At 68.3% G+C, this 24,608-nt stretch carries 24 protein-coding genes and 1 pseudogene; 14 read left to right on the top strand and 11 right to left on the bottom strand.

Annotated elements, in window-relative coordinates; all coding sequences use genetic code 11:
- Window positions 1-472: 472 nt before the first annotated feature.
- The 5 genes from ACIP6N_RS06980 to ACIP6N_RS06960 all read right to left on the bottom strand — a co-directional run bounded on the left by ACIP6N_RS06980 (window position 473) and on the right by ACIP6N_RS06960 (window position 5,582).
- Window positions 473-1,471 carry a glutathione S-transferase family protein gene (locus tag ACIP6N_RS06980; protein ID WP_401813482.1) on the bottom strand — a complete coding sequence of 333 codons (999 nt, stop codon included), beginning with the start codon at window positions 1,469-1,471 and terminating at the stop codon, window positions 473-475.
- Between the two features lie 141 nt (window positions 1,472-1,612).
- Window positions 1,613-2,299, bottom strand: a complete 687-nt coding sequence (locus ACIP6N_RS06975) for a hemerythrin domain-containing protein (RefSeq protein WP_401813480.1) — start codon at window positions 2,297-2,299, stop codon at window positions 1,613-1,615.
- Window positions 2,296-2,877 (bottom strand): FMN reductase, encoded by a 582-nt coding sequence (gene msuE / locus ACIP6N_RS06970; RefSeq protein WP_401813479.1) that lies wholly within the window; start codon window positions 2,875-2,877, stop codon window positions 2,296-2,298. The genes ACIP6N_RS06975 and msuE overlap by 4 nt, the downstream gene beginning before the upstream one ends.
- Window positions 2,874-3,953 (bottom strand): LLM class flavin-dependent oxidoreductase, encoded by a 1,080-nt coding sequence (locus ACIP6N_RS06965; RefSeq protein WP_401813477.1) that lies wholly within the window; start codon window positions 3,951-3,953, stop codon window positions 2,874-2,876. Before ACIP6N_RS06965 ends, msuE begins: the two co-directional genes overlap by 4 nt.
- A 198-nt stretch (window positions 3,954-4,151) precedes the next feature.
- Complete coding sequence (locus ACIP6N_RS06960; protein WP_401813476.1) at window positions 4,152-5,582, bottom strand: MFS transporter; 1,431 nt, start codon at window positions 5,580-5,582, stop codon at window positions 4,152-4,154.
- 94 nt (window positions 5,583-5,676) lie between these two features.
- Here ACIP6N_RS06960 and dusB point away from each other — a divergent pair, with 94 nt between their 5' ends.
- Entirely contained in the window at window positions 5,677-6,855 is a 1,179-nt protein-coding gene (gene dusB, locus ACIP6N_RS06955; protein ID WP_401813474.1) for a tRNA dihydrouridine synthase DusB, read from the top strand.
- Between the two features lie 21 nt (window positions 6,856-6,876).
- Here the strand turns inward: dusB and ACIP6N_RS06950 are convergent, their stop codons facing one another.
- On the bottom strand, window positions 6,877-7,605 hold the full coding sequence (locus ACIP6N_RS06950) for a DNA polymerase beta superfamily protein (RefSeq protein ID WP_401813473.1): 729 nt from the start codon (window positions 7,603-7,605) through the stop codon (window positions 6,877-6,879).
- A gap of 762 nt (window positions 7,606-8,367) precedes the next feature.
- Between ACIP6N_RS06950 and ACIP6N_RS06945 the strand changes: the two genes are divergently transcribed.
- From ACIP6N_RS06945 to ACIP6N_RS06930, 4 genes and pseudogenes are all read left to right on the top strand, one after another.
- Window positions 8,368-9,048, top strand: a complete 681-nt coding sequence (locus tag ACIP6N_RS06945) for a hypothetical protein (protein ID WP_401813471.1) — start codon at window positions 8,368-8,370, stop codon at window positions 9,046-9,048.
- A 132-nt stretch (window positions 9,049-9,180) separates the two neighbouring features.
- A complete protein-coding gene (locus ACIP6N_RS06940) occupies window positions 9,181-9,810 on the top strand; it encodes a hypothetical protein (RefSeq protein ID WP_401813470.1) in 630 nt (209 codons plus the stop codon).
- Window positions 9,810-10,061: a helix-turn-helix domain-containing protein gene (locus ACIP6N_RS06935; protein WP_401813468.1), complete on the top strand. Its 252-nt coding sequence runs from the start codon at window positions 9,810-9,812 to the stop codon at window positions 10,059-10,061. Before ACIP6N_RS06940 ends, ACIP6N_RS06935 begins: the two co-directional genes overlap by 1 nt.
- A 333-nt stretch (window positions 10,062-10,394) precedes the next feature.
- A pseudogene (locus ACIP6N_RS06930) lies at window positions 10,395-11,203 on the top strand (transposase family protein).
- Between the two features lie 236 nt (window positions 11,204-11,439).
- Here ACIP6N_RS06930 and ACIP6N_RS06925 read toward each other — a convergent pair.
- From ACIP6N_RS06925 to ACIP6N_RS06915, 3 genes are all read right to left on the bottom strand, one after another.
- On the bottom strand, window positions 11,440-11,817 hold the full coding sequence (locus ACIP6N_RS06925; protein ID WP_401813530.1) for a GNAT family N-acetyltransferase: 378 nt from the start codon (window positions 11,815-11,817) through the stop codon (window positions 11,440-11,442).
- Between the two features lie 270 nt (window positions 11,818-12,087).
- The gene (locus tag ACIP6N_RS06920; protein WP_401813466.1) at window positions 12,088-12,303 is read right to left on the bottom strand and encodes a DUF397 domain-containing protein; all 216 of its coding nucleotides are present in this window, start codon (window positions 12,301-12,303) and stop codon (window positions 12,088-12,090) included.
- A complete protein-coding gene (locus ACIP6N_RS06915; protein WP_401813465.1) occupies window positions 12,300-13,127 on the bottom strand; it encodes a Scr1 family TA system antitoxin-like transcriptional regulator in 828 nt (275 codons plus the stop codon). The genes ACIP6N_RS06920 and ACIP6N_RS06915 overlap by 4 nt, the downstream gene beginning before the upstream one ends.
- Before the next feature lie 256 nt (window positions 13,128-13,383).
- On the opposite strand from ACIP6N_RS06915, the gene ACIP6N_RS06910 reads away from it, so the two are divergent.
- From ACIP6N_RS06910 to ACIP6N_RS06900, 3 genes are all read left to right on the top strand, one after another.
- On the top strand, window positions 13,384-13,641 hold the full coding sequence (locus ACIP6N_RS06910; protein WP_401813464.1) for a hypothetical protein: 258 nt from the start codon (window positions 13,384-13,386) through the stop codon (window positions 13,639-13,641).
- Window positions 13,638-13,874, top strand: a complete 237-nt coding sequence (locus ACIP6N_RS06905; RefSeq protein ID WP_401813462.1) for a hypothetical protein — start codon at window positions 13,638-13,640, stop codon at window positions 13,872-13,874. Before ACIP6N_RS06910 ends, ACIP6N_RS06905 begins: the two co-directional genes overlap by 4 nt.
- A gap of 193 nt (window positions 13,875-14,067) precedes the next feature.
- Window positions 14,068-14,433, top strand: coding sequence for a hypothetical protein (locus ACIP6N_RS06900; RefSeq protein WP_401813460.1), 366 nt, complete (start codon window positions 14,068-14,070; stop codon window positions 14,431-14,433).
- A gap of 247 nt (window positions 14,434-14,680) precedes the next feature.
- On the opposite strand, the gene ACIP6N_RS06895 is transcribed toward ACIP6N_RS06900, so the two are convergent.
- Together ACIP6N_RS06895 and ACIP6N_RS06890 are read right to left on the bottom strand one after the other, a co-directional pair.
- On the bottom strand, window positions 14,681-15,382 hold the full coding sequence (locus ACIP6N_RS06895; protein ID WP_401813459.1) for a type 1 glutamine amidotransferase domain-containing protein: 702 nt from the start codon (window positions 15,380-15,382) through the stop codon (window positions 14,681-14,683).
- A 182-nt stretch (window positions 15,383-15,564) separates the two neighbouring features.
- Complete coding sequence (locus ACIP6N_RS06890; RefSeq protein WP_401813458.1) at window positions 15,565-16,332, bottom strand: GntR family transcriptional regulator; 768 nt, start codon at window positions 16,330-16,332, stop codon at window positions 15,565-15,567.
- 332 nt (window positions 16,333-16,664) lie between these two features.
- Here ACIP6N_RS06890 and ACIP6N_RS06885 point away from each other — a divergent pair, with 332 nt between their 5' ends.
- The 6 genes from ACIP6N_RS06885 to ppdK all read left to right on the top strand — a co-directional run bounded on the left by ACIP6N_RS06885 (window position 16,665) and on the right by ppdK (window position 24,585).
- Complete coding sequence (locus tag ACIP6N_RS06885) at window positions 16,665-17,834, top strand: ABC transporter substrate-binding protein (protein WP_401813457.1); 1,170 nt, start codon at window positions 16,665-16,667, stop codon at window positions 17,832-17,834.
- Window positions 17,834-18,748, top strand: a complete 915-nt coding sequence (locus ACIP6N_RS06880; RefSeq protein ID WP_401813456.1) for an ABC transporter permease — start codon at window positions 17,834-17,836, stop codon at window positions 18,746-18,748. Before ACIP6N_RS06885 ends, ACIP6N_RS06880 begins: the two co-directional genes overlap by 1 nt.
- On the top strand, window positions 18,736-19,680 hold the full coding sequence (locus ACIP6N_RS06875; RefSeq protein ID WP_401813455.1) for an ABC transporter permease: 945 nt from the start codon (window positions 18,736-18,738) through the stop codon (window positions 19,678-19,680). Before ACIP6N_RS06880 ends, ACIP6N_RS06875 begins: the two co-directional genes overlap by 13 nt.
- A gap of 6 nt (window positions 19,681-19,686) precedes the next feature.
- Window positions 19,687-20,835: an ABC transporter ATP-binding protein gene (locus ACIP6N_RS06870; RefSeq protein ID WP_401813453.1), complete on the top strand. Its 1,149-nt coding sequence runs from the start codon at window positions 19,687-19,689 to the stop codon at window positions 20,833-20,835.
- Window positions 20,832-21,512, top strand: coding sequence for an HAD family hydrolase (locus tag ACIP6N_RS06865; protein WP_401813452.1), 681 nt, complete (start codon window positions 20,832-20,834; stop codon window positions 21,510-21,512). Before ACIP6N_RS06870 ends, ACIP6N_RS06865 begins: the two co-directional genes overlap by 4 nt.
- 340 nt (window positions 21,513-21,852) lie before the next feature.
- Entirely contained in the window at window positions 21,853-24,585 is a 2,733-nt protein-coding gene (gene ppdK / locus ACIP6N_RS06860) for a pyruvate, phosphate dikinase (RefSeq protein WP_401813450.1), read from the top strand.
- The last annotated feature ends 23 nt before the right edge of the window (window positions 24,586-24,608 follow it).

Raw genomic sequence — 24,608 nt, 5'->3', positions numbered from 1 at the left:
ACGGTCGTGTAGATGACCGGCACGTCGTAGAGCTTGGCGATCTCGGCCAGCGCGACCGTGTTGTTGACGACGGTCTGCGGGTCGTGCGAGTGCACGCCGAAGAGCGTCATCGGCTGGTGGTCGATGAAGACGATCACAGCTTCGTTCGGGTCGAGCAGGTTCTTGGGGCTGGTCATCGAAGGCTCCTCGGGGGTGGTGACCGCGTGGGTGAGTCTGGGTGATTCCGCTGGGTTTTCCCGGCGGCGCCGTTGCCGCACATCTATGACAAGTCCGCGGGGATCCGGTCTGTTCGCGAACCTTGTGCGCGCAACGATTCCGGTCGGGAAACTCCGGATCGCAGAGATGTCACCCCGCGCGGACCGCACGCGGACCGGCCTCGCGCGGACCGCACACCGCACGCGGGCCGGCCTCGCGCGGACCGCACACCGCACGCGGACCGCACACCGCACGCGGTCCGCACACCGCACCGGCCTCAGATCGCGGGGACTTCCTCGCCCGCCGGCACGGGCCCGGGAGGCGTTCCGTCGCCGAACGGCCGTCCGCCCAGCGCCTCACGGCCGTGCGGGGTGTTCCAGTCACGGGGGTCGGGCCCCACGGCCACGATCCGGGTGGGATTGATGTCGTGGTGGACGTAGTAGTAGTGCCGCTTGATGTGCTCGAAGTGCACGGTGTCCCCGAAGCCCGGCGTCTGGAACAGATCACGGGCGTAGGCCCAGAGCACCGGCATCTCGCTCAGCTTGTTGCGGTTGCACTTGAAGTGGCCGTGATAGACGGAGTCGAAGCGCACCAGGGTGACGAACAGCCTGATGTCGGCCTCGGTGATCGTGTCGCCGACCAGGTAACGCTGGTGCTCCAGCCGCTCCGAGAGCGCGTCCAGGCGTGCGAAGAGGCGGTTGACGACGCGCTCGTACACCTTCTGGTTCCTGGCGAAACCGGCCATGTACACACCGTTGTTGATGTCGGCGAACACATCGGCGTTCACGGCGTCGATCTCGGCGCGCAGGTGCTCCGGATACAGGTCGGGAGCGCCGGGCCGCTGGTAGGCGGTCCACTGCGTGGCCAGGTCGAGCGTGATCTGCGGGTAGTCGTTGGTGACGAGCCGCCCGCTGGGGATGTCGACGATCGCGGGCACGCTGACCCCGCCGTCGTAATCCGGTTCGGCCGCCGTGTACGCCTCGGAGAGGTAGCGGATGCCGAGGACCGGGTCCCGGCCGTCCGGGTCGAGCGTGAACCGCCAGCTGCGCTCGTCCTGGATCGGGTCGGTGATCCCCATCGAGATGACGTCCTCCAGACCGAGCAGCCGGCGGGAGATGGCCGCGCGGCTGGCCCAGGGGCAGGCCCGGTTGATGACCAGGCGGTAGCGTCCCGGCTCCACCGGCCACGGTGAGGAACCGTCGGCGGTGATCCGGTCGGCGAAGTGGTTCGGGGAGCGGACGAATTCCTTGTCCGCCGGTGCTTCCTGGCTGCTCATACGAGACTCCTCGATCGGTCGCGAGTGAAAGCCGCGAGGCCGCCCGGCGGCGATGGCGCGGGGCGGCGACGGCTCTGGTCGGCAATGGCTCTGGTCAGTGGGGTGATGGTCGGTGGCGCGCTCCGGTGGGGGCGGCGCCGGTCAGAAGTAGTTCGGGCGGGTCCAGCGGCGCAGGGTCGGGATGATCTGCTCCTCCTCGAAGGCGAGGTGCTTGAGCAGGTGCTCGGCGAACACGTCGAGCGCCTTCACCACGCGCCGCCGCGCCTCTGCCGAGGCGTCCTCGGCGAGTGCGGAGGCCGCGCCCTGCACCTCGTCCAGGAGGTCGGAGATGGCCCGGTGTTCCGCTTCCAGCCGGTTCACGGCGGGACGGAGCGTCGGATTGGCCGCCTTCAGAGCGGGGAACATCATGGCGGACTCGAAGCTGTGGTGCGTGTGCACATGACGGCAGTGCTGGAGGCAGTTCACCCGCAACTGCCACAGCGGCCCTCTGGTCTGCAACGTTTTGAGATCCGCGGCCAGTTCCGAGGCCGTCAGGCCCTTCGTGACCCGCTGGGCCAGCTTGCGTACCTTCGCCAGGTCGTCGCGGATGGCCTTGTGCACCATCAGCAGCTCGTCCACCAGCGCCTTGCCCTGCGGGGTGGCGGACGGATTGCCGGCGCCTGCCGGCTTGCCACCGGTGCGGTTGCCCGCCCTGGTGCCCGGCTTGCCGCCGCCCGCCCGGCCGCCGGCAGACCTGCCGCCGACCGGTTTGCCGCCACCTGACCGGCCGCCGCCAGCCCTCGCGCCGGCCGGTTTGTCACCGGCCGGCTTGTTGTTGCTCCTGGTCATACCGGCGCGGCCTCCTCGTGGGCGCCGACGCGGGCGCGCAGCAGCTCGGCGATGTCGTCGACGGCCACCTCGATCCTGGCGTGGACCTCGGGGTTCAGGATCTGGAGACCGTCGAAGTCACCGCTGCTCGCGTACAGCGCGACCGGCACGGTGAGGGCCTGGAAGAAGCCGAACAGCGGCCTGAACTGGTGCTCCAGCACCAGCGCGTGCCGGTCACTTCCTCCGGTGGCCGCCAGCAGCACGGGCTTGTTGGCCAGTGCGTACTGGTCCTCGATCAGGTCGAAGAAGTGCTTGAACAGACCGGTGTACGAGGCCCGGAAGACCGGACTCGCGGCGATCACCAGATCCGCTTCGGCCAGCAGCCGCATCTCCTGGAGCACGTCCTCCGGCAGATCGTCCGGGTGCCGCGCGCCGGTGAATCCGGGGCCGAGCCGGTGGATGTCGATCCGGTGGTTCTCGATCGGCAGGCGCGTGGCCAGGGTCTGGACGATGTGTTCGGTCAGCGACACGGTCTTGGAAGGCTCCTGAAGGCTTCCGGAGACCGTGACGACCTTCAGCGGCCGCAGCGGCGCGTTCACCGGGTCACCTTCGCGTTGCTCTGCGCGGCCTCGCGGGCGGCGATCTCACGGCGTACGACGGGAGCGACCTCGGTGCCCAGCAGCTCGATGGCCTTCAGCATGTCCTTCTGCGGGACTCCGCCGTAGCCGAGCTGGATCAGCAGGCGCTGGTGACCGAAGAGTTCGTGCTGGTAGAGGATCTTGTCGATGATCTCCTGCGGACTTCCGACGAACAGACCGCCGCCGAGCGTGGCCTGCGCCTCGTACGCCGGGCGCGGGGTGTGGAAGCCCTTGCCGCGCTGGTGGAAGTTCTCCAGCATGCCGCGGTTGAAGTAGTTGTACGACAGCTCGCGGGCGGCCTTGGAGGTCGGGGCGACGAAGCCGGGGGAGTTGATGGACACCGGCAGCGCGGAGACGTCGTGACCGGCCCGCCGCGCGCTGTCCCGGTAGAGCTGGACGAGCGGCGCGTAGCGGTTCACGGCTCCGCCGAGGATGGCGAGCGCGAGGGGCAGACCGAGCGTGCCGGCCCGGACGGCCGAGGCGGTCGTGCCGCCGACGGCCACCCACAGCGGCAGCTTGTCCTGGAGCGGACGCGGCGAGATGTCCGCGTCGAACAGGGGCGCGCGGAGCCGGCCGCTCCAGGTGATCGGGTTCTGCTCGCGGATCGCCAGGAGCAGGTCCAGCTTTTCCGCGAACAGCTCCGAGTAGAGGTCCAGGTCGTATCCGAACAGCGGGAACGACTCGGTGAAGGAACCGCGGCCCGCGATGATCTCGGCGCGGCCGTCGGAGATCAGGTCCAGGGTGGAGAACTGCTGGTGCACCCGGACCGGGTCCTCGGAGCTGAGCACCGTGACCGCGCTGGACAGCTTGATGTTCTTCGTCCGCGTGGCCATCGCGGCGAGGACCACGGGGACCGCCGAGACCGCGAAGTCGGCGCGGTGGTGCTCGCCGAGGGCGAATACGTCAAGGCCCGCCTGGTCGGCGACCTCGGACTGCTCGATGAACTCACGGAGCCGGGTCTGCGGGGTCCTGACCTCGCCGGTGACCGGGTCGGGGGTCAGCTCGCCGAATGAGTAAATGCCGATCTCGAAGGCCATGGCCCGTCTCCTGCTCTTGTCGGGGGCACGGCCGCTGTCGGCACGCGCATCCAGTAGAAGGCGGGGAGGACGGGGGTTGTTCGGAAAGGTTGTCCACGCAACGACCTGCGTGGTCCGACACGGTATGCCCCGCTTTCGGAGCGCTGCGCGGATGGTCTCCGCTCCCGGCTTCTGCGGCGGCGCTGGTCAAGCCCTGCGTTACGGCGCGGACGCCGTCTCCAGCCGCCGCGCGTTGCGCCGCGCGGTCCCGTTCGCCCACGTCCCGCTGGTCAGCAGCCCCACCGCGAGGACGATCCCGCCGGCCCCGGTGATGATCCACCAGGCCGGGTGGGCCGCGGTCTCGAACGTCTGCTTGTACCTCGACGTCACGATCCCCGACGCCAGCACCGAGCCCACCACCGCGACCCCCAGCGTCTGCCCGATCTGCCTGCTGGTCGACGCCACGGAGGCCGCGACGCCCGCCTGCGAGCGGGGCATGCCGGAGACGGCGGTGTTGGTGATCGGCGCGTTCACCATGCCGAAGCCGATACCAAAGAGTACATAACTCGGAAAGAGCAGCCAATTGTTCGTATCCGCGCTGAACGCGGCGAACAGCACCCCGCTCACCGTCATGCCGATCCCGGCGATCAGCAGTGGCAGCCGGGGCCCGCGACTGCCGACCAGCCGCCCCGACAGCGGGGCGCAGATGAACGTCACCGCCGCCATGGGCAGCAGGAAAAGCCCGGCGTGCAGTGCGGCGAGACCTCTTACGTTCTGCAGATAAAGGGTGTTCAGGAAGAGGAAGCCGCCGAGCGCCCCCGAGGCACAGACCGCGATCACCGTCGCCCCGCTGAACGGCGCGCTGCGGAAGAACCGCAGGTCGATGAGTGGCTCGTACCGCCTCGGCTCGTACAGCAGCAGACCGATCAGGGACAGTACGGCGACCACGGCGAAGGTCACGATCACCGGCGAGAACAGGCCGGACCTCGGCGTCTCGATGATCGCGTACGTCATCGCGCCGAGCAGCCCGATCACCAGCAGCTGCCCGATCGGATCCGGCCTGCGCGGCTTGGCGGCGCGGGACTCGGGGACGTACCGCCAGGTCAGCAGCAGTGCGGTGATCCCCACCGGGATGTTGATCCAGAAGATCGACCGCCAGCCGACGGTCTCCACCAGCACTCCGCCGATCACCGGCCCTGCCGACAGCGAGACACCGATGGTGGCGCCCCACGCCCCGATGGCGCGGGCGCGCTCGGCGGGCTCGGTGAACGTGTTGGTGATGATCGACATCGCGACGGGGTTGAGCATCGAGCCGCCGACGGCCTGCACCATGCGGAAGGCGATCAGCAGTTCGAGGTTCGGCGCGAGGGAGCAGAGCAGCGAGCCCAGCGTGAAGATGACGAGCCCGGTCTTGAAGACTCTGCGCCGTCCGATCCGGTCGGCGGTCGAGCCGGAGAGCATCAGCAGGGACGCCAGGACGAGCGTGTACGCGTCGATCGTCCACTGGAGTCCGGAGACGGACGCGTGCAGCTCCCGCTGCAACGAGGGCAGGGCGACATTCAGCACGGTGTTGTCCAGGCTGACGATCAGCAGACTCATGCAGCAGATCGCCAGCACCAGCATCCGCCGCCGGCGGCTCAGCTCGGGCATTCGCCGATAGTACGTCTAACTAATGACCTGCCTGTACACCACACGCGTTCGAGGTCCGCCATACGGAACACCACGTGTACGGGACAATGGCCGAATGACCGCTCAGCTCGACACGCCCGCATCCACCGTGCCCGCTCCCGCCGCGACGGGGAACCTCACCATCGGCCCGTACGCCGTGCAGCCGCCGGTGGTGCTGGCGCCGATGGCCGGGATCACGAACGCTCCGTTCAGGACGCTCTGCCGGGAGTTCTCCGGCGGCAAGGGCCTCTTCGTGAGTGAGATGATCACCACACGGGCACTGGTCGAGCGCAACGAGAAGACCATGCAGCTCATCCGTTTCGACGCGACCGAGACGCCGCGATCGATCCAGCTGTACGGCGTGGACCCGGTCACCGTCGGCAAGGCCGTCCGCATGATCGTGGACGAGGACCTGGCCGACCACATCGACCTGAACTTCGGCTGCCCGGTCCCCAAGGTGACCCGGCGCGGCGGCGGCTCGGCGCTCCCGTACAAGCGGCCGCTGCTGCGCGCGATCCTGCACGAGGCGGTCACGAACGCCGGGGATCTGCCCGTCACGATGAAGATGCGCAAGGGCATCGACGACGACCACATCACCTACCTCGACGCGGGACGCATCGCGGTCGAGGAGGGCGTGACGGCGATCGCACTGCACGGCAGGACGGCGGCGCAGCACTACGGCGGCACGGCGGACTGGGACGCGATCGCCCGCCTGAAAGAACACGTCCCGGAGATCCCGGTGCTCGGCAACGGCGACATCTGGTCGGCGGCGGACGCGCTGCGGATGGTCCGCGAGACGGGGTGCGACGGCGTGGTCGTGGGCCGCGGCTGCCTGGGGCGGCCCTGGCTCTTCGGCGACCTGGTGGGCGCGTTCGAGGGGACGGGCGCGTCGGCGCGGCCGGAGCTGCGCGAGGTCGCGCGGGTCATGCGGCGGCACGCGGAGCTGCTGGGGGAGTGGATGGGCGACGAGGCGCGCGGGGTCATCGACTTCCGCAAGCACGTGGCCTGGTACCTGAAGGGCTTCTCGGTCGGCTCGCAGCTGCGCAAGCAGTTGGCGATCACGTCGTCGCTTGCGGAAATGGACGCGCTGCTGGCCGAGTTGGACCTCGACCAGGGCTGGCCGGACGGCGCGGACGGGCCGCGCGGGCGCACGTCGGGTAACAACAGGGTGGTGCTGCCGGACGGTTGGCTGAAGGACCCGTACGACTGCGCGGGCGTGGGCGCGGACGCGGAGCTGGAGACGTCGGGCGGGTGACGTGCGTCTGACGGGCGGCGCCTAACTCCTTTGGGGCGCGGCGAGGTTGCTGTCGTCGGCGCCCGCCAGGAGAGCCGAGGCGCGGCGCGCACGGATCAGGAAGTCCTCCACACGGGCGCGGTCGGGCGCGGGCGGCAGCGGTGACCGGCCGACGGCCGCGTCGGCCTCGTCGGCGAGACGGTTCATCCGCCGCTCCACCTCGGCCCAGGCGACCTCACCGCGCCTGACCGCGAGCAGCGACTCCCGCTGCGCACCGACGTCGATGACGAGCGCGCCCGTACGCAGCAGGTCCCGGCAGGAGCCGAGGAGGCGCAGCAGGTGCATGGCGTGCTTCCAGCGGGGCTCGCCGTACTGCCGGACGTCCGCTTCCAGCCTGCCGCGCTGGGACGTGGCGTACCGGACGAAGGTCTGATGGGCCTGCCGGGACAGGAACGCATCGCGCAGCGCGACGAGTTCGCGACCGGTGTCGTCGATGTGCCCGACGAGCGGGGAGTGCAGGCACTCCAGGACATTGGGATTGGCCCGCAGCGCGAGCGCGCAGAACCGCTCCAACTCCCAGGAGAACTGCTCGTCCGCCGGCCCGTCGACATGCGTGGGCGGCTTCTCGAAGCGCCAGAACAACGGGGTCGGCGCGAGGAACACACCGCGGATGTCGGTATCACTCTGCTCAGTGGCCAACCCGAAGGCCCGCGAACCCATGACGCAGGAGTAGACGGTGTGGTCGCGGACGAGGGCTTCGGGCGGTGTCATGCGGCGAGGGTACGGGGCGGAGCGGCGGTCGCGCGGCTGGATTTCGCTGGGGTGGTGGGCGGAGGGGACCGGGGTGAGTCGGGAGGCCTCGGCCGGGTGAGGCGCACAGGTAAACGAGGGCGCGCGGCAGCCCGCACCGGTCGGCACCTGGCTGCCGGATACAACGGAGGTTCCTGATGGCAGAGCTATTCGAAGACAACGACTACTACACCGGGCCTCCGCTCGACACCGGCATGATCCGCATAGCGGAGGCCGACCGGCGTGCGCCTGCCCCGCGCCTATGTCGAGGTGCTACTCCTGCGGAACGGAGGAACCCCATGAAACCGCTGCTACCTCACGCCGTTTCCGACGTCCTGGGCTGAGGATCATTCGAGATCAGTCCCATCGACAAGGCAAAGCATGACTGCCATGATTCTGCGTCAAGAGGAATTACCGCCGCCGCTTAGCTATCCGTTTTGCCGCTTTGATTATGCTGCAGGCTCAAGAAAGGCTCAACCTTCTCAAGAGTCGTTGACCCTCATGCGTGAGTGCAGTGTGATCTCTCCGGGGGCCAGTTGAAGTGACTTTCAATTGGGCTTGCAAATGGGGGGATTGGGGACTTGCGTATGCCTAAATGGGCTGCGCTTCACCATTTCCTTGTGCCCGATTTCGTACCCTCGAAATCGGATATCGCATTAGGGGATCAAAGTCATGCGTTCGACAATCCGTAAGGGTTCCATTGCTGCTGCAGGTGCGGGTCTTGCCGCAATAGCGTTGATGGGGATGCCGGGTACGGCCACCGCCGGTGGCGTGCAGCCGCCCGGACCCACCACCACGGCCGCGAACTATGTCGCCTACCTGGAGGGCAGGGCGCAGGCGGGTGACGCCGAGGCCGCCGGCATCTCCACCCAGTTCCAGGCGCTCTCGTTTGAGGATCAGTTCAGATTCCTCACGCTGATCAGTGACTCGAAGACGACTCAGGCGTACACCCAGGCGGTGAGCGAGGTAGGCGATGAGGTCGCAGACACGCTTCCGTCGTCGGGAGCGTCCACGAAGGTGCTTGGCGTGGGACACGAGGTCGAGACCGTGCTGGAGAGCGGAGAGTCCACGCCGCAAGAGGGCATGGCGGCCAAGGCGGCGGCCAAGGACATGTGGGCCTCGTACACGGTCTACGACAAGGTCTTCGGGATCAAGGTCACCAAGGTCAGCGTTCGCACGAACTACCAGGTCAAGGGTACGGACACGACCAAGGTCTACCCGGGTAGCGCCTCGCACTACAACTACGTCCCGGCCGCCTCGTTCGAAGCGTCTCCGGTGAAGGAGTGGATCTCCTCTCCGCCCGCCGACAATGCTCAGACGGAGACCACCTGGACTGCCAAATGGACAGGTGGCCTCGGCTCCTGGTCTGCGCGCGAGCGGGTGTGGGGCGACTACCGCGGCTTCGTCGGTGGCTACCTGAAGTAGTTCCGTACCGCGTCTCATGTTGGGGGTGGTGCAGCCGGCGCGCGACGGCTGCACCACCCCCAACTCGCTTTGATCTGAGGGTTCCCCCTCCGATGCCATCCGTGTATCGTTTCTCGATAACAACGTTAATCGATGGGCAAGGTGGATGTCGTGGCGCAGGACCAGAAGCTGCTCGAACCCATCACGACCGTGGCCTCGGTGGTCCTGCGTCTGCTCATGGCCCTGATCATCGCCGCATTCATCCTCTCCACCGTCCACGGCTGGAGCGGCCACAGCGTCTGCGTCACGGACGGGACCTCCGACAGCTCGTACGCGGCCCGGGACTTCATCCCCGAGCCGGGCGCTCGCGTCGGCTCCGTCCCGCGCTACTGTGCACAGAGCGCAACAACCTCACAGAACGTCCTTGCCGGCCTCGGACCCTTGGTCACACTCGCCGTCAACGTCGGAGGCCTCTTCCTCCTCAACCTGCTGCTCCGCGGCGCCTCGCGCGGCGGGGTGCACACGCTGCAGACGGCCACCCGGCTACGACTGCTGGGATGGTGGCTCCTCGTAGGCGCCGTGGTGGCCGCAACCGTCACCGCCATCTCGCGAACGGCCCTCCTGAACTCACTCGCTCGCGATGCCGATCTCACACCCCTCTCCTGGATCCAGGTCTGGAACCCGCCCTATATGGCCATACTTGTTGGCCTTGGACTCCTCGCTTTCTCCCGGATCACTCGTGTCGGAGCGAAAATGCGAGAAGACCTTGAAGGGCTCGTCTGATGGCCCCGGAAGAAGGTGACGGCCACGCTGTCGTCGTTCACCTCGACACGCTTCTCCAGCATCGCGGAATGACATTGGCCGAACTTTCTGCTCGCGTCGGCGTGACAAACGTCAATCTGTCCGTACTCAAGAATGGCCGCGCAAAAGCGATCCGCTTCAGCACGCTCACACGCATCTGCGAGGTCCTGGAGTGTCAACCGGGCGACATTCTCACCGTTCGGACAGATGAGGACGAAGAGTCGGGAATCTAGCTCTCAAGCTTCGATAGTTTGCCGTTCAATCTAATTGGGGAGAGCACTCATGTATGGAACGATGGACACAGGATCCAAGGTCGCGGTCTTCCTGGTACTCGCCGTGATCGTCATAGGAATCGCCGTCGGAGCCATGCGGTTCAAGAGGTCCGCCGCAAAAGACTCCTCGATCGACGAGTGAGGTTTTCTCAGAGAAATGATCTTCGCGATATGTTGTGAACCTCGCGCTTGCGGGCGGATCGGACGAACCCGTCCCGGCCGTGGACAGACGTAAAGCCCCTGGTAGGACAGGTCTCACCACAAGATCGTGTCCGAACCACCAGAGGCTTCACGTTGGTCACCTATGGTGCCACGCTCGACGTCCCGCGCCACGTCGTGGTCCACCTGTCCCGCCTGCTGGCCGCACACCGGCGGCGCATCGGCACCCCGAAGGGCTCACGGGCACTGGGCCCGTTCCGCCAGGCGGTGTTGGTGCTGCGGTGGTTCCGCGAGCGCGGCTGTGTGCACTGCCTGGCCCGTGACGCGGGTGTCTCCCAGGCCACCGGCTACCGCTACCTCCACGAAGGGATCGATGTCCTCGCCGACCAGGCCCCGGACCTGCACGAGGTCCTGGACCGCTGCCGGGACGAGGGCATGACGCACGTGATCCTGGACGGCACCCTCATCACCTCCGACCGCCTCTCCCGAACGCGTGAGAACGGCAACGACCTGTGGTTCAGCCAGAAACACAAGGCGTTCGGCGGCAACGTGCAGTTCCTGTCCTCCCCGGACGGCACCCCCTGTGGATCTCCGACGTGCAGCCCGGCAGCGTCCCCGACATCACCGCCGCCCGCACCCACGCCCTGCCCGCCCTCTACAAAGCCGCAGCCGACGGCCTGCCCACCCTGGCCGACAAGGGCTACACCGGAGCCGGCATCGGCATCCGCGTACCGGTACGCCGCCCGCAGGGCCAGTCCGAACAAGCCCTGCACGAAGACACCCGAACCACGAACAACCTGATCAGAGGCACCCGCGCCCTCGGCGAACGCGCCGCCGCCGAATTCAAGCAACGCTGGCGCACCCTTCGACACATCACCCTCAGCCCGAGCCGAATCGGCGACATCGCCCGCGCCGCCCTCGTCCTCAACAGAATCTGGAAATAAACCCTGTTGAGAAAACGTCACTGCACCCTGATAGTTCGCTCGATAAGAGTTCGCTGGACTTCTGGGGAAAGCAAAACGCGGAAGATACCTTCTTTTCGTTGAGGCCAGGCGCGAAGGAGGCGCTGAGAGTGAAGCCGGACGAGACGATCGCAAGATGAGCGCGGGTCCGTGTGGGCTGTGCCAAGTGCCCGGAATAGCGCCGCTGTTGCCCGGTGTGTCAGCTCAACGGCGCTCTGTCAGGGCGTAGGGGACACGAAGCAGATGGCGTCTCTGCGCTGTCCATCTCCGAAGACGTGGACCGTCTCGCCGATCCGCTGCCATCCGAGACGTTCGTACAAGCGGATCGCTGCGGCGTCTTTCGTCAACACATCGAGGACAAGGCGCAGGTCGCTCTGTCGGGCGTAGGACGTCGCGGCCTTTACCAGATTCGCACCCGCAGAGGCATTCCGCGCTTCACGACCGACGAAAAGCCGAGCCAAGACACCAACGCGTACTTCCGTCTCACCGGATTGCTCACTCCACATGCGAGCCGCCTTGTCTCCCGCCTGAGGGTGGTTGACGGCAGCGTGCCCTACAACGTGGCCGTTCAGTTCAGCGACCCAAGCGGCCGTCATTCCCCTCGGCGTCAACCACGCTTCGGGGTCTGCCACTCCCTCGACGGGGTAACCATCGGATTCGTGGACTGCGCTGAGAACTTTGGCCGCCTCGGCGAGGTCGGCCTCCTGGCGGAGGCGGACGGAAATACGTGTCACGGTCAATTCCTTTGACGACCTGCCTGTACGCGGCACCGGAACGGCGGGCGAGTGAGAGAACGCGCAGATGCCGGTGGGATCGCGGACATCGGCTTCGGAGGCATCATCCCCGCCGTCATCGACTGCGACGGGTCACGGGCGCGCGGTCCGCACCACGTCGGCGACGAAGGCGGCCCAGGGGGCGGCGGGGAAGATGAGCGCGGGGCCGTGGGGCCGCTTGCTGTCGCGGACGGGGACGATGCCGGGGAAGTCGTCGGAGACCTCCAGGCATTCGCCTACGTCCTGCTGGCTGTATGTGCTCTTGCGCCACCGGGGGGCGCCGGACTCTGAGCGGGTGAGGTTGCTCATGCGCGCATCTCCTCCATCGCGGAGTGGATCAGACGGGCCGACTCTTCAAGGCCGCAAGCTTTGGTCCGCGACAAATCGTAAGCCAGTGTGCATCGCGCAACGTCCTCCGGGTCTGTGAAAAGCCTGCCGGTAAAGGCGCCCTCCACGTACGCGACTCGCGGCCTGTCCGGCAGATCCGCAATGCACAACGTCGACCCCATCGCGGAGTGCGCACCCGCCGAGGTCGGGATGATCTGGATGACCACGGATGGATGGGTGCTCAAATCGGCTAGGTGGCCCAGCTGTTCGGCCATCACCTTGGTTCCGCCGACAGGGCGACGCAGTAGTTCCTCTTCCATGAGGAACCACAAGGAAGGCGGCTTCGCGCGGCGAAGGATCTCTTGACGCTGAAGCCTGATTCGAACACGACGCTCCACTTCCTCGACGCTGGCACGAAGACGTCCTTCCTTCATGATCGCGCGCACGTATCCCTCCGTCTGTAGCAGGCCTGGAATGAACGAGGATGCGTAGCAGCTGATGGAGGAGGCGATCCCCTCCATGCCTAGGTAGGCCGCTGCCCAGTTGTCGAGGGTCGGGGCGTTGGCCGCAAGCTGGTACAGCCTGGCGAGCAGTCCTCCCGTCTCCAGTGCGACGTCAAGCGCCGTTGCGTTGTCCAACGTCGCTGGGACGGAGTCGAGTTCGATCTGTGCGATGCGACTTCCTGTCATGTTCGCCACGGCCGCCAGCTTGGTCTGACTCCATTGGCGCGTCTCACGCCTGAGCCGCACTTCCGCACCCAAAAACGCTTCTGGACTGGTGTACGGATTTAGCTCTTTGCCTGCCACGGGAATCACCGTTCTTTATTTCTCGACCGTAAAGGCCCAACCCCTGTTGAGGGCGGCCGCGAACACCGATTCTTATCGCACAGACAGTGATCGGGCAATGACGGAGGGCGTTCCTCATGTGTGACCGGGTGCCGGAGCCCACCGTGTGCGGCTGGGGCTATCTGCGGCTGCTGTCCCGTGACGTGGGCGGGGGCTACGAGCCGGTGACAGAGCGGTTGTTGGAGCGCGTGCTCCTTGGATTGAGGCGGTTGGCGGAATGACGGACGGCAGTGGTGCGCGGCGGTACCTGTCGAGATTGATCGCGGAACTGGGCACGGACGGGATGCTGGTGGTGGGGAAGAACGAACCCGGCGGGGACGGCGCGGACCTCGTGCCCGGGTCGGCGCTTCGGTGGCCGCCGTGTGAGTGCGGGCATGCGGAGTGCCCCGACGCGCCGGGGCCTCAGTCCGCGGCCGACAGGCTGCGCGCGAAGGTGGCCGAGCGGAACGCGCTCAGTTGGCGGGAACGGCCGTGACGCGGGAAGGCGGGCTCCGGGTCGGGATGGTCGTCTACGACGCGCGGTACGAAATGGTCGGCGTGATAGACGGGTTCGACGGGGTGCTGGTCAGCCTGTCGCGGCCCACCGGGCTCACATGGCAGAGCCGGTGGGTGTCCGTGCGGCGGGGAACCGCCTACGAGCGGCGGCAGTTGCGTGCCATCGCCGCGCTGCACGAGTTGCGTCACAAGGGGCTTCCGCCCGCGCGCTGATCAGGCGGACAAAACAGGTCGTGGCGTACGGCGGGGAGGCCGTCAGCCTGGTCCGAGCCTCGGCATCGGGGTATGTCGTCCGTAGACGCCGAGCGCTGTGCAACGAGTTCGGTCCCCTGAGTCGCAACCACCGCGTGGCGGAGCTGGGGGCCGAGATCGCCGCACTGAGCACGCCGTCATGAGGGGGGTAGGTATGTCGCAGATCGAAGGTGCACGACTGTTCCGGGAAAGCTGGATCGCGGGAGGGCGACTGCACTTTCCCGGTGAGCCGAAGGCCGGCTACGTCACGCCCTGGGACGACACCCCTCAATGGGAGCGTGAGGCCGCCGGGTCGGTCCACGACCAGGTCCGGCAGTTCGTCGAACTCAGCGGCGGCCACACGTCGAGCCTGTCGCGCGAGCAGAAGAGCCGGTTCGGCGCTACGTGCTTGACGGCTCAGATGTTCAAGCACTTCGAGAACCCGAAGCCGGGCTACGTCGCCGACTGGCCCGAACCGCCGCGCTGGCAGCGGGAGACCGATGCCGACATCTTCGAAGCGATCGAGAAGGCGCTCAGCTGATCGGTGCGGTTCTGGAAGCCGCTGGCTCATCCGGGACGAGAACCGTAGGCGCGACTCGACTCTGCCACCGAACCCCTGCCGGGTCGCTGAGACGGTCGATTCGACCTCGGTAGGCGCCTCATGCAGCTGTCGATCTGGTCCTGGGCCTCGACCGCGAACCCGGCGGGCGGGCGCGGAGTTCGGACCCGCTCGGTCCGGATTCCGCGCCCAGCGCGCACGACTGCGGCAGTACCGGGGAGTCGGGACGTCAGGACTTCAGCGCCGCGAGGACCTGCTTCGCCGTGTCGACGCTCGACTGCGGGTTCTGGCCGGTGATGAGGTTGCCGTCGACGACGACCTTGCTCGTCCAGGCCGGGCCCGCCTCGACGACCGCGCCCAGCTCGCGCAGCTTCGCCTCGACGAAGTACGGGGACGCGTCGCCCAGTCCGCCTTGGTGTTCCTCTTCGTCGGTAAAGGTGGTGAGCTTGCGATCTGCGAAGACGAATTCGCCGTTCTCGCGGACCGCGCTGAGCAGGGCCGCCGGGCCGTGGCAGAGGGCGGCGACGATCCGGCCGGCGCCGTTGGCCTCGTCCAGGAGGCGGCCGAGGTCGGCGTCGTGCGCGAGGTCGGCCATCGGGCCGTGGCCGCCGGGGATGTAGACGGCGTCGTAGTCGGCCGCCGAGACGTCGGCGAGTACGAGCGGCTTGGCCAACTCGTCCGTAAGGGAGTCCAGGTACGCGCCGAAGCGCTTCGCGTCGGCCGCCGCGACTCCGCCGCTCTCGTTGAGGCTGATGGGGTCGACGGTGGGTCGTGCGCCGCCCGGCGTGGCGATGTCCACCTCGACGCCGGCGTCACGCAGTACCTCGTGCGAGGCGGCGACCTCCTCGGCCCAGTAGCCGGTGGGGTGCGCCGTGCCGTTGGCGAGGGTCAGCGAGTCCGCTGCGGAGACGATCATCAGGATCTTTGCCATGGCGCGTTACCTCGGTTTCCTTGTCGATTGCGGGCAGCCTCGATGACATCCGCCTGTACACGGGCGCCTACCCGTCACAGTCGGAACAACGACAGCTACCGGTCCTTGACCGGTCCACACGCAGCAGGGGCCAGGGCGGCTTGTCCGGCGTCTGCGTGACGCGGATCGTACCGGCCGACCGCTCAACACCGCCCGTTATGGCTCACATCAGGCCCCGCGTGCCGCTCCAGCGGCGCCGCCGCAGCCGAGTTGGAGACGCTGAAGGCCACGCTGCCCGCGCGGTAGCGGTCGTCCGTCCACTCGATGGGGCGGCCCGTCGCCGTGTACGTGAGGTAGCGCTGCCGGAGCAGCGGGCTGCCCCGGCGTACCGCGAGCAGGCGCGCGTCCTCGCTGCCCGCCGCCGTCGCGTCGATCAGGTGCTCGCCGTAGTGCGCGATGATGCCCGCGTTCTCCGCGATGCTGTTCATGATCGACACGCAGTCCTCCGGCAACTCCCTTACGGCGGGGGCGACCCAGTCGGTGTACGCGGTGCGCTCGACCAGGACCGGGTCGCCGTCGAGGCGGCGCAGCCGCAGGACGTACAGCACCTCGCTGCCCGGTGCGACGCCGAGCCTGGACGCCTCCTCGGCGGTCGCGGGCCGGGTCGTACGGCTGAGGATGCGGCTGGAGACCTCGCTGCCCATCGCCTGCGCCCACTGCGCGAAGCTGGTGAGCTGCTGGAAGCTGTGGCGGCGCTCCTGGCGGATGACGACGCGCCTGGCGCCCTGCCGGGAGCCGATCAGCCCCTCGGCGGCGAGCACGCCGACCGCCTGGCGGACCGTGCCGCGCGACGCGGACCAGCGGGTCGCCAGATCGCTCTCCGAAGGCAGCCGGGCGCCGACCGGGTACTCGCCGCCGAGGATCGACTGCCGCAGCGCCTCCGCGATCTCCAGATAGCGCGAACTGCTCACGCCTGCCCCCTCGTCCCTCGGTCCGGTCGGTCACATCGGTCCGGAAAGAAGAATTCCTGAACTGTGCACAGATATGGCTACCCAGTACGGACCCGTTCTTCACTCTAACTGCACAGGAAACAGGCCCCGCGCACCCTCCCGGGCGGTCGACAGGTCCGCTTCTTCCCGTGAAGGGTAGCGATGATCTGGTGTTTTGGGGGTTTTTAGGTCTTCCGCCTGCCGTGCCGTGAAGGCCATCGGACGTTAACGCGCCAGACACCTTGACCGGGCGAACTGATGCCAGCTTGTATGAACAAGTGAACCCCTTCTTTGCTTCCCCCGGGAGATACAGCGTGCCCCGACTCCACGTCCGCGCCAACGGCCGGCTGGTAGCCGCCCTGGCGCTCAGTACCGTCGCGCTCACCGCACTCAGCGCCTGTGGCGCCAAGGCGGAGGGACCCGCCGACGCCGCCGACGCCAAGGGCGTGAAGGCGAGCACCGCGGCCTCCGTCGCGGACTTCGGCACCATGAAGGACCTCGTCGCCGCCGCCGAGAAGGAAGGCACGCTCAACGCGATCGCACTCCCGCCGGACTGGGCGAACTACGGCGAGATCATCAAGTCCTTCGAGGCCAAGTACAAGGTCAAGGTGAAGGTCGAGACCCCGGACGCCGCCAGCGCCGACGAGGTCAACGCGATGAAGACCCGCAAGGGCCAGGGCCGTGCCCCCGACGTCGTCGACCTGGGCATCCCGTTCGACCGCAGCGCCGCCGCCGAGGGCCTTCTCGCCCCGTACAAGGTCGAGAGCTACGACAAGATCCCGGACTCGCAGAAGGACGAGCAGGCCCGCTGGTACAACGACTACGGCGGCTACATCTCCATCGGCTGCGACGCCGCGCGCATCAAGGTCTGCCCCGAGACGTTCGCCGATCTCCTCAAGCCCGAGTACAAGGGCAAGGTCGCGCTCAACGGCAACCCGAACAAGTCCGGCTCCGCCTTCGGTGGCGTCTACGCGGCCGCCCTCGCCAACAAGGGCAGCTTCACGGACATCCAGCCCGGCATCGACTTCTTCGGCCAGCTGAAGAAGAAGGGGAACTTCATCCCCGTCGAGTCCACCACCGCCACGGTGCAGAAGGGCGAAACGCCCATCTCCATCGACTGGGACTACCTGAACGCCAACCTCGCCGACCAGTTCAAGGGCAAGGGTGTCGACTGGAAGGTCTCCATCCCGAGCGACGGCGTCTACGCCCAGTACTACTCGCAGGGCATCAACAAGGACGCGCCGCACCCTGCCGCCGCGCGCCTGTGGATGGAGTACCTGTACAGCGCCGAGGGCCAGAACCTCTACCTCAAGGGATACGCCAGGCCCGTCCTGCTGCCCTCGATGACCGAGGACGGCTCCGTCGACAAGACGTTCGTCACCAAGCTCCCCGCGGTCGAGGGCGACCCGACCTTCCCGCAGGCCGCCGACCTCGAAAAGGTCAAGGCCACCCTCGCCTCGAACTGGGACAAGGCCGTCTCCTGATGACCGCCCCCACCCAGCCCGCTGCGGGCACCGCGCCCGCACCGGGCGCCGCCGACGGAACACGCCGTCGGCGGCGGGCGCCGCGAGCCTGGCTCGGCGCCCTCCCGCTGCTCGTCTTCGCCGCGATCAGCTTCGGCCTGCCGGTCGGCGCCGTCCTGTACGGAGCCTTCACCAGCACCGACGCGGTCACCGGCACCACCACCGCGACCGGTGGGAACCTGCGGACCTCGCTCCAGGGCCCGTACCTCAACTCGCTGACGGGCAGTGTCGAACTGTCCGCTCTCACCGCCCTGATCGGTACCGTCCTCGGCATGCTGATCGCCCAGGCCGTCGTCACCTCGCGGCGCGGCGCGCTGCGTGAATCCGTACTGACCGCGTCCGGTGTCCTCGCCAACTTCGGCGGTGTGCCGCTCGCCTTCGCCTTTGTCGCCACCCTCGGAATCTCCGGAGTGGTCACCCAGTACGCGCACCTCGACGCGGCCGGCTGGAACCTGTACTCGTTCACCGGCCTCACTGTGATCTATCTGTATTTCTTGGTTCCCCTGATGGTCCTCGTCAGCGTCCCCGCGCTGGACGGTCTGCGCCCGCAGTGGCGCGAGGCCGCGCAGAACGCCGGGGCCTCCTCCTGGCAGTACTGGCGCCACGTCGGCATCCCCGTCCTCGCGCCCACCCTGCTCGGCGGGTTCGTGCTGCTCTTCGGCAGCGCCTTCGCCGCGTACGCCACCGCCGCCGCGCTGGTCGGCGGTTCCGTACCCCTCGTCACCCTGAAGATCGCGGACGCGCTGTCCGGCAACGTCCAGGTGGGTCAGGAGAACGTGGCGCTCGCGCTGAGCCTCGACATGATCGTGATCGCCGGACTGGTCATGGCGGTCTATCTGCCCCTCCAGCGACGGAGCACCCGATGGCTGCACTGACCCCCACCGCCTCAACCGGCCCCACCGAACCGGGCGTTCAGCCCGCGCCCGTCGCGCCGAAGGGCCGGCGTACGTCCGCGAGGCGGGGCCGCCCGCGCGTCTGGCGCGGCGCCGTGCTGATCCTGGCCGCGCTCTACTTCGTCGTACCGCTGATCGCCTCGTTCATCTTCACGGTGCACACGCCGGGTCAGGGCGTCGACTTCCACGCGTACACCGGCATCCTGTCCGCAGAGGGCTTCACCAAGAGCCTGCTGCTCTCGCTCGGGCTCGCCGTGGCCACCATCGTGCTCTCGCTGCTGCTCGCCGTGCCCGCGCTGGTCGCGGTGCGCCTCGGTGCGCCGAAGCTGCGGCCGGTCATCGAGATCGTCTGCATGCTGCCGCTGGTGGTGCCGCCGATCGCGCTGGTCAGCGGCATCTCGACGGTCCTGCGCTGGGGTCCGGAGAATCTCTCCACGACGCCGCTCTACTCGACGTTCATCTTCGTGCAGAACGAGTCCTTCCCGCTCGTGCTGGTGCTCGCGTACACCGTCCTGGCGCTGCCGTTCGTCTACCGCTCGCTGGACGCCGGGCTGCGCGCCGTCGACATCCCGACCCTCGTGGAAGCCGCCCGCAACTGCGGGGCGAGCATGCCGTACGTGGTGCTGCGGGTCATCCTGCCCAACCTGCGCTCCTCGCTCGCGGGCGCGTCCTTCCTCACCCTGGCGCTGGTCCTGGGCGAATACACCATCGCGGCGCTCCTCGGCTTCCAGCCGTTCGCCGTGTGGATCGTGACCATCTCGGGCGCCGAGGCGCAGACGTCCGTCGCCGTGTCCCTGCTCAGCCTGCTGATCGCCTGGGCGCTGCTGATGGTCCTCTCCCGCGCCGGAGCGCGCGCCGGATCCGACGCCGCGACCGCCGCCCCCGCCCCCACGCCCGTCCCCGGCAAGGAGTAGCCACTCATGTCATCCACGTCCACAGCCACCGCGGCCGAGCACGGCTCCGGTCCCGGTGCGGGGTCGGGTGCGCTGGTCGAATTCCGCGGCCTGCGCCGCGCGTTCGGCCCCACCGTCGCCCTCGACGGACTCGACCTGACAGCGCGCCCCGGCGAACTGCTCGCCCTGCTCGGCCCCTCCGGCTGCGGCAAGACCACGGCGCTCCGGGTCCTCGCCGGCTTCGAACACCCGGACTCCGGTGACGTGTTGGTGGACGGGCAGGACATCACCCGGGTCCCGGCCAACCGCCGTGACGCGGGCATGGTGTTCCAGTCGTACAGCCTCTTCCCGCACCTCAACGCCCGCGACAACGTCGCCTTCGGACTGCGCGTACGGAAGGTCTCGGCGGCCGAACGGCGCACCCGCGCCGCCGAACTGCTGGACCTGGTCGGCCTTCCCGACCACGGCGACCGCTTCCCGCACCAGATGTCCGGCGGTCAGCAGCAGCGGGTCGCGCTGGCCCGCGCGCTGGCGCTGCGCCCGCGCGTCCTGCTGCTCGACGAGCCGCTGTCGGCGCTCGACGCCAAGGTGCGGCTGACGCTGCGCGAGGAGATCAGGCGGCTTCAGCTGTCGCTGGGCATCACCACGATCTTCGTGACGCACGACCAGGAGGAGGCGCTGTCCATGGCCGACCGGGTCGCCGTGCTCAACGCCGGGCGCCTGGAGCAGTGCGCGCCGCCTTCCGAGCTGTACGAGCGGCCCGCCACGCCTTTCGTCGCCGAGTTCGTCGGCACGATGAACCGGCTGCCCGGACAGCTCAGCGGCGGCGGCCGGGTCGAGGTCGCGGGCGCGACGCTGCCCGTGGACGGCGAGATCCCGGCGAGCGGTCAGGTGGAGGTGCTGATCCGCCCCGAGAACATCACCGCGACCGCCGACCCCGCGGGCACGGCCACGGTCGTCTCCGCCTCGTTCTTCGGCTCGGTCACGCGTGTGCTGCTCGACCTGCCGGGTGGCGGCTCCGTCAAGGCGGACCTGCCGTCGCGGGACGCCGGGGAACTGGTGCCCGGCGTACGGGCGACGGTCCGTCCTGCGGCGCGTCCCGTGCTGGTGGTTCCGGCGGCCTCGGGTACGTCGGCCGGGACCGGTGCCACGGGTGACTCCGGGGCCGAGGCGTGAGCACTCCCGCGGCCGTCCCCGCGGTTTCCCCTGCGGCTGTCCTCTTCGACATGGACGGCACCCTCGTGGACACCGAGGTGCTGTGGTGGGAGACGGCCGACGAGGTCGCGGCGGGCCTCGGCCACCGGCTCACGGACGCGGACGCGCCCGAGGTCGTGGGCCGGGCGGTCGCCGACACGGCCGCTCATCTGGTCCGGGTGACGGGCCGCGCCGACGCGGGTGACACGATCGCGGCCGACCTGGCGGGACTGTTCTTCCGGCGGGTCGAGGAGGGCGCGCCCCTGCGTCCCGGCGCTCGCCGCCTGCTTGCCGAACTGGAGCGCGCGGGCGTGCCGTTCGCGCTGGTGAGCGCGTCGCCGCGGACCGTGGTCGACTCCGTCGTCGCGGGCTCGCTGGCCGACGTCCCGTTCGCCTTCACCCTCTCGGCGGACGACACCGTACGGACCAAGCCGCACCCGGATCCCTACCGCGCGGCGGCCGAACGCCTCGGCTTCGGGCCGGAGCGGTGCGTCGCGGTGGAGGACTCACCGGACGGCACGGCGTCGGCCCAGGCGGCGGGGTGCGCGGTGCTGGTGGTGCCGTCGTTGCTGCCGGTGGAACCCGCGGAGAAGCGGTTCTTCGCCGGAAGCCTCGAAGAAGTCAACCTGGCGGTGCTGCGGGACTGCGTGGACGCGTGATCCTCGTCACGTTTGATGAAAGCTTTGCTCAGACGAGCGATCGCTGAAATCGGTCGCGTTCTGAAGGGGTGGCGCAGTGCGCCACCCCTTTCGCGTTCACGTTGTAAACTCAGACGTGTCTGTGGATGCTCAGATGAGCGCTATATGTCATGGGGAAGTCATGCGTGCTTCGAGGTCTGAAGGAGCCCGGGGCGCACGATGATCCGCTCCACGCTTTCGATCCAGTGGCGGATGGGTGGTTCAAGCCGTATGACGGACAAGTGCACGTCCCCGGACGCCTTCGATCTGGGTATGTTCACGCCATCAGGGCAGCCACCGCGTCGTCGAGGAGCCGAGGCCCGTGTCGGAACACAGCGAGTCCCACGAGAAGAAGTACGTCTACGACTTCACCGAAGGCAACAAGGATCTCCGCGACCTCCTCGGCGGCAAGGGCGCCAATCTCGCCGAGATGACCAACCTCGGTCTGCCCGTCCCTCCGGGCTTCACCATCACCACCGACGCCTGCAAGGTCTATCTGGACAGCGGCAAGGAGCCGGCGGCGCTGCGCGACGAGGTGAGCGCGCATCTCGACGCCCTCGAACGGCAGATGGGCAAGAAGCTCGGCCAGGCCGACGACCCGCTGCTCGTCTCCGTGCGCTCCGGCGCGAAGTTCTCCATGCCCGGCATGATGGACACCGTCCTCAACGTCGGCCTCTCCGACGGATCCGTCGCCGGACTCGCCGCCCAGGCGGGCGACGAGCGCTTCGCGTGGGATTCGTACCGCAGGCTCATCCAGATGTTCGGCGCCACCGTGCTCGGAGTCGACGGCGACCTCTTCGAGGAGGCGCTGGAGGAAGCCAAGCGGGACAAGCAGGCCGCCACCGACGTCGATCTGGCGGCGGGCGACCTCAAGAAGCTGGTCACACGCTTCAAGGAGATCGTCTCCAGGGAGACGGGCCGCGACTTCCCGCAGGACCCGCGCGAGCAGATGGACCTCGCGATCTGTTCGGTCTTCGACTCGTGGAACACCGAACGCGCCAAGCTCTACCGCCGCCAGGAACGCATCCCCGGCGACCTCGGGACAGCCGTCAACATCTGCTCCATGGTCTTCGGCAACCTCGGCCCCGACTCCGGTACGGGCGTGGCCTTCACGCGCGACCCGGCCAGCGGCCAGCAGGGCGTGTACGGCGACTACCTCCAGAACGCGCAGGGCGAGGACGTCGTCGCGGGCATCCGCAACACCGTCGCGCTCGCCGACCTGGAGACCATCGACAAGACGTCGTACGACCAACTCCTCCAGATCATGAAGACGTTGGAGACCCACTACCGGGACCTGTGCGACATCGAGTTCACCATCGAGCGCGGCAGGCTGTGGATGCTCCAGACCCGCGTCGGCAAGCGCACGGCGGGCGCGGCCTTCCGGATCGCCACCCAACTCGTCGACCAGGGGCTGATCGACGAGGCCGAGGCGCTTCAGCGGGTCAACGGCGCGCAGCTCGCGCAACTGATGTTCCCGCGTTTCGCCGACCAGCCGGCGCGCGGCGCGAAACGGCAGTTGCTCGGGAGCGGGATCGCGGCCTCGCCGGGCGCGGCGGTGGGCAAGGCGGTCTTCGACTCGTACACCGCCGTCAAATGGTCGCGCTCGGGTGAGCGGGTCATCCTGATCCGCCGCGAGACCAACCCCGACGACCTGAACGGCATGATCGCCTCCAACGGCATCCTCACCTCACGCGGCGGCAAGACCTCGCATGCCGCCGTGGTCGCCCGCGGCATGGGCAAGACCTGCGTCTGCGGCGCGGAGGAGCTGGAAGTCGACACCAAGTCCCGCAGGATGACCGCGCCCGGCGGAATCGTGGTGGAGGAAGGCGACATCGTCTCCATCGACGGCTCCACCGGCAAGGTCTACCTCGGTGAGGTCCCCGTCGTCCCCTCGCCGGTGGTCGAGTACTTCGAGGGCCGGATGCACGCGGGCGCCGACGACGCCGACGAACTGGTCAAGGCCGTCCACCGGATCATGTCGTACGCCGACCGCCGCCGGCGGCTGCGCGTGCGCGCCAACGCGGACAACGCCGAAGACGCCCTGCGCGCCCGCCGCTTCGGCGCCCAGGGCATCGGACTCTGCCGCACCGAGCACATGTTCCTCGGCGAACGCCGCGCGATGGTCGAGCAGTTGGTCCTCGCGCACACGGAGGACGAACGCGTCCAGGCGCTGGACGCGCTGCTGCCGCTCCAGAAGGCGGACTTCATCGAGCTGTTCGAGGCAATGGACGGACTCCCCGTGACGGTCCGGCTCCTGGATCCGCCCCTCCACGAATTCCTGCCCGACATCACGGAGTTGTCGGTACGCGTCGCGCTCGCCGAGGCGCGGGAGGACCACAACGAGAACGACCTGCGCCTCCTCCAGGCCGTGCACAAGCTCCACGAACAGAACCCGATGCTCGGCCTGCGCGGGGTCAGGCTCGGGCTGGTCATCCCGGGCCTGTTCGCGATGCAGGTACGGGCGATCGCGGAGGCCGTCGCCGAGCGCAAGAACGCCAAGGGCGACCCGCGTGCCGAAATCATGATCCCGCTCGTGGGCACCGTCCAGGAGCTGGAAATCGTCCGCGACGAGGCCGAGTTGGTCATCGCGGAGGTCGAGAGGGCCCGGGGCCTCGAACTCGACCTGGCGCTCGGCACGATGATCGAACTCCCGCGCGCCGCGCTGACAGCGGGACAGATCGCCGAGGCCGCGGAGTTCTTCTCGTTCGGCACCAACGACCTCACGCAGACGGTGTGGGGCTTCTCCCGCGACGACGTGGAGGCGAGCTTCTTCACCGCGTACCTGGAGAAGGGCATCTTCGGCGTCTCCCCGTTCGAGACGATCGACAGGGACGGCGTGGGCGCGCTCGTACGAAGCGCCTGCGAGGCCGGGCGGGCGGTGCGGCCCGATCTGAAGCTGGGTATCTGCGGCGAACACGGCGGCGATCCCGAGTCGGTGCACTTCTTCCACGAGGTGGGCCTCGATTACGTCTCCTGCTCGCCGTTCCGAATCCCGGTGGCGCGCCTGGAAGCGGGCCGAGCGGCGGCGCAGCCGAGCGACTGCGACTCGCGGTAGGACCCCGGCGGGGCGCGCGCGGC

The organism is Streptomyces sp. NPDC088725, from assembly GCF_044751305.1.
Lineage (GTDB): Bacteria > Actinomycetota > Actinomycetes > Streptomycetales > Streptomycetaceae > Streptomyces.
Note: the sequence above shows the minus strand (reverse complement) of the source record. Positions and strands in the feature narration are given on the sequence as shown.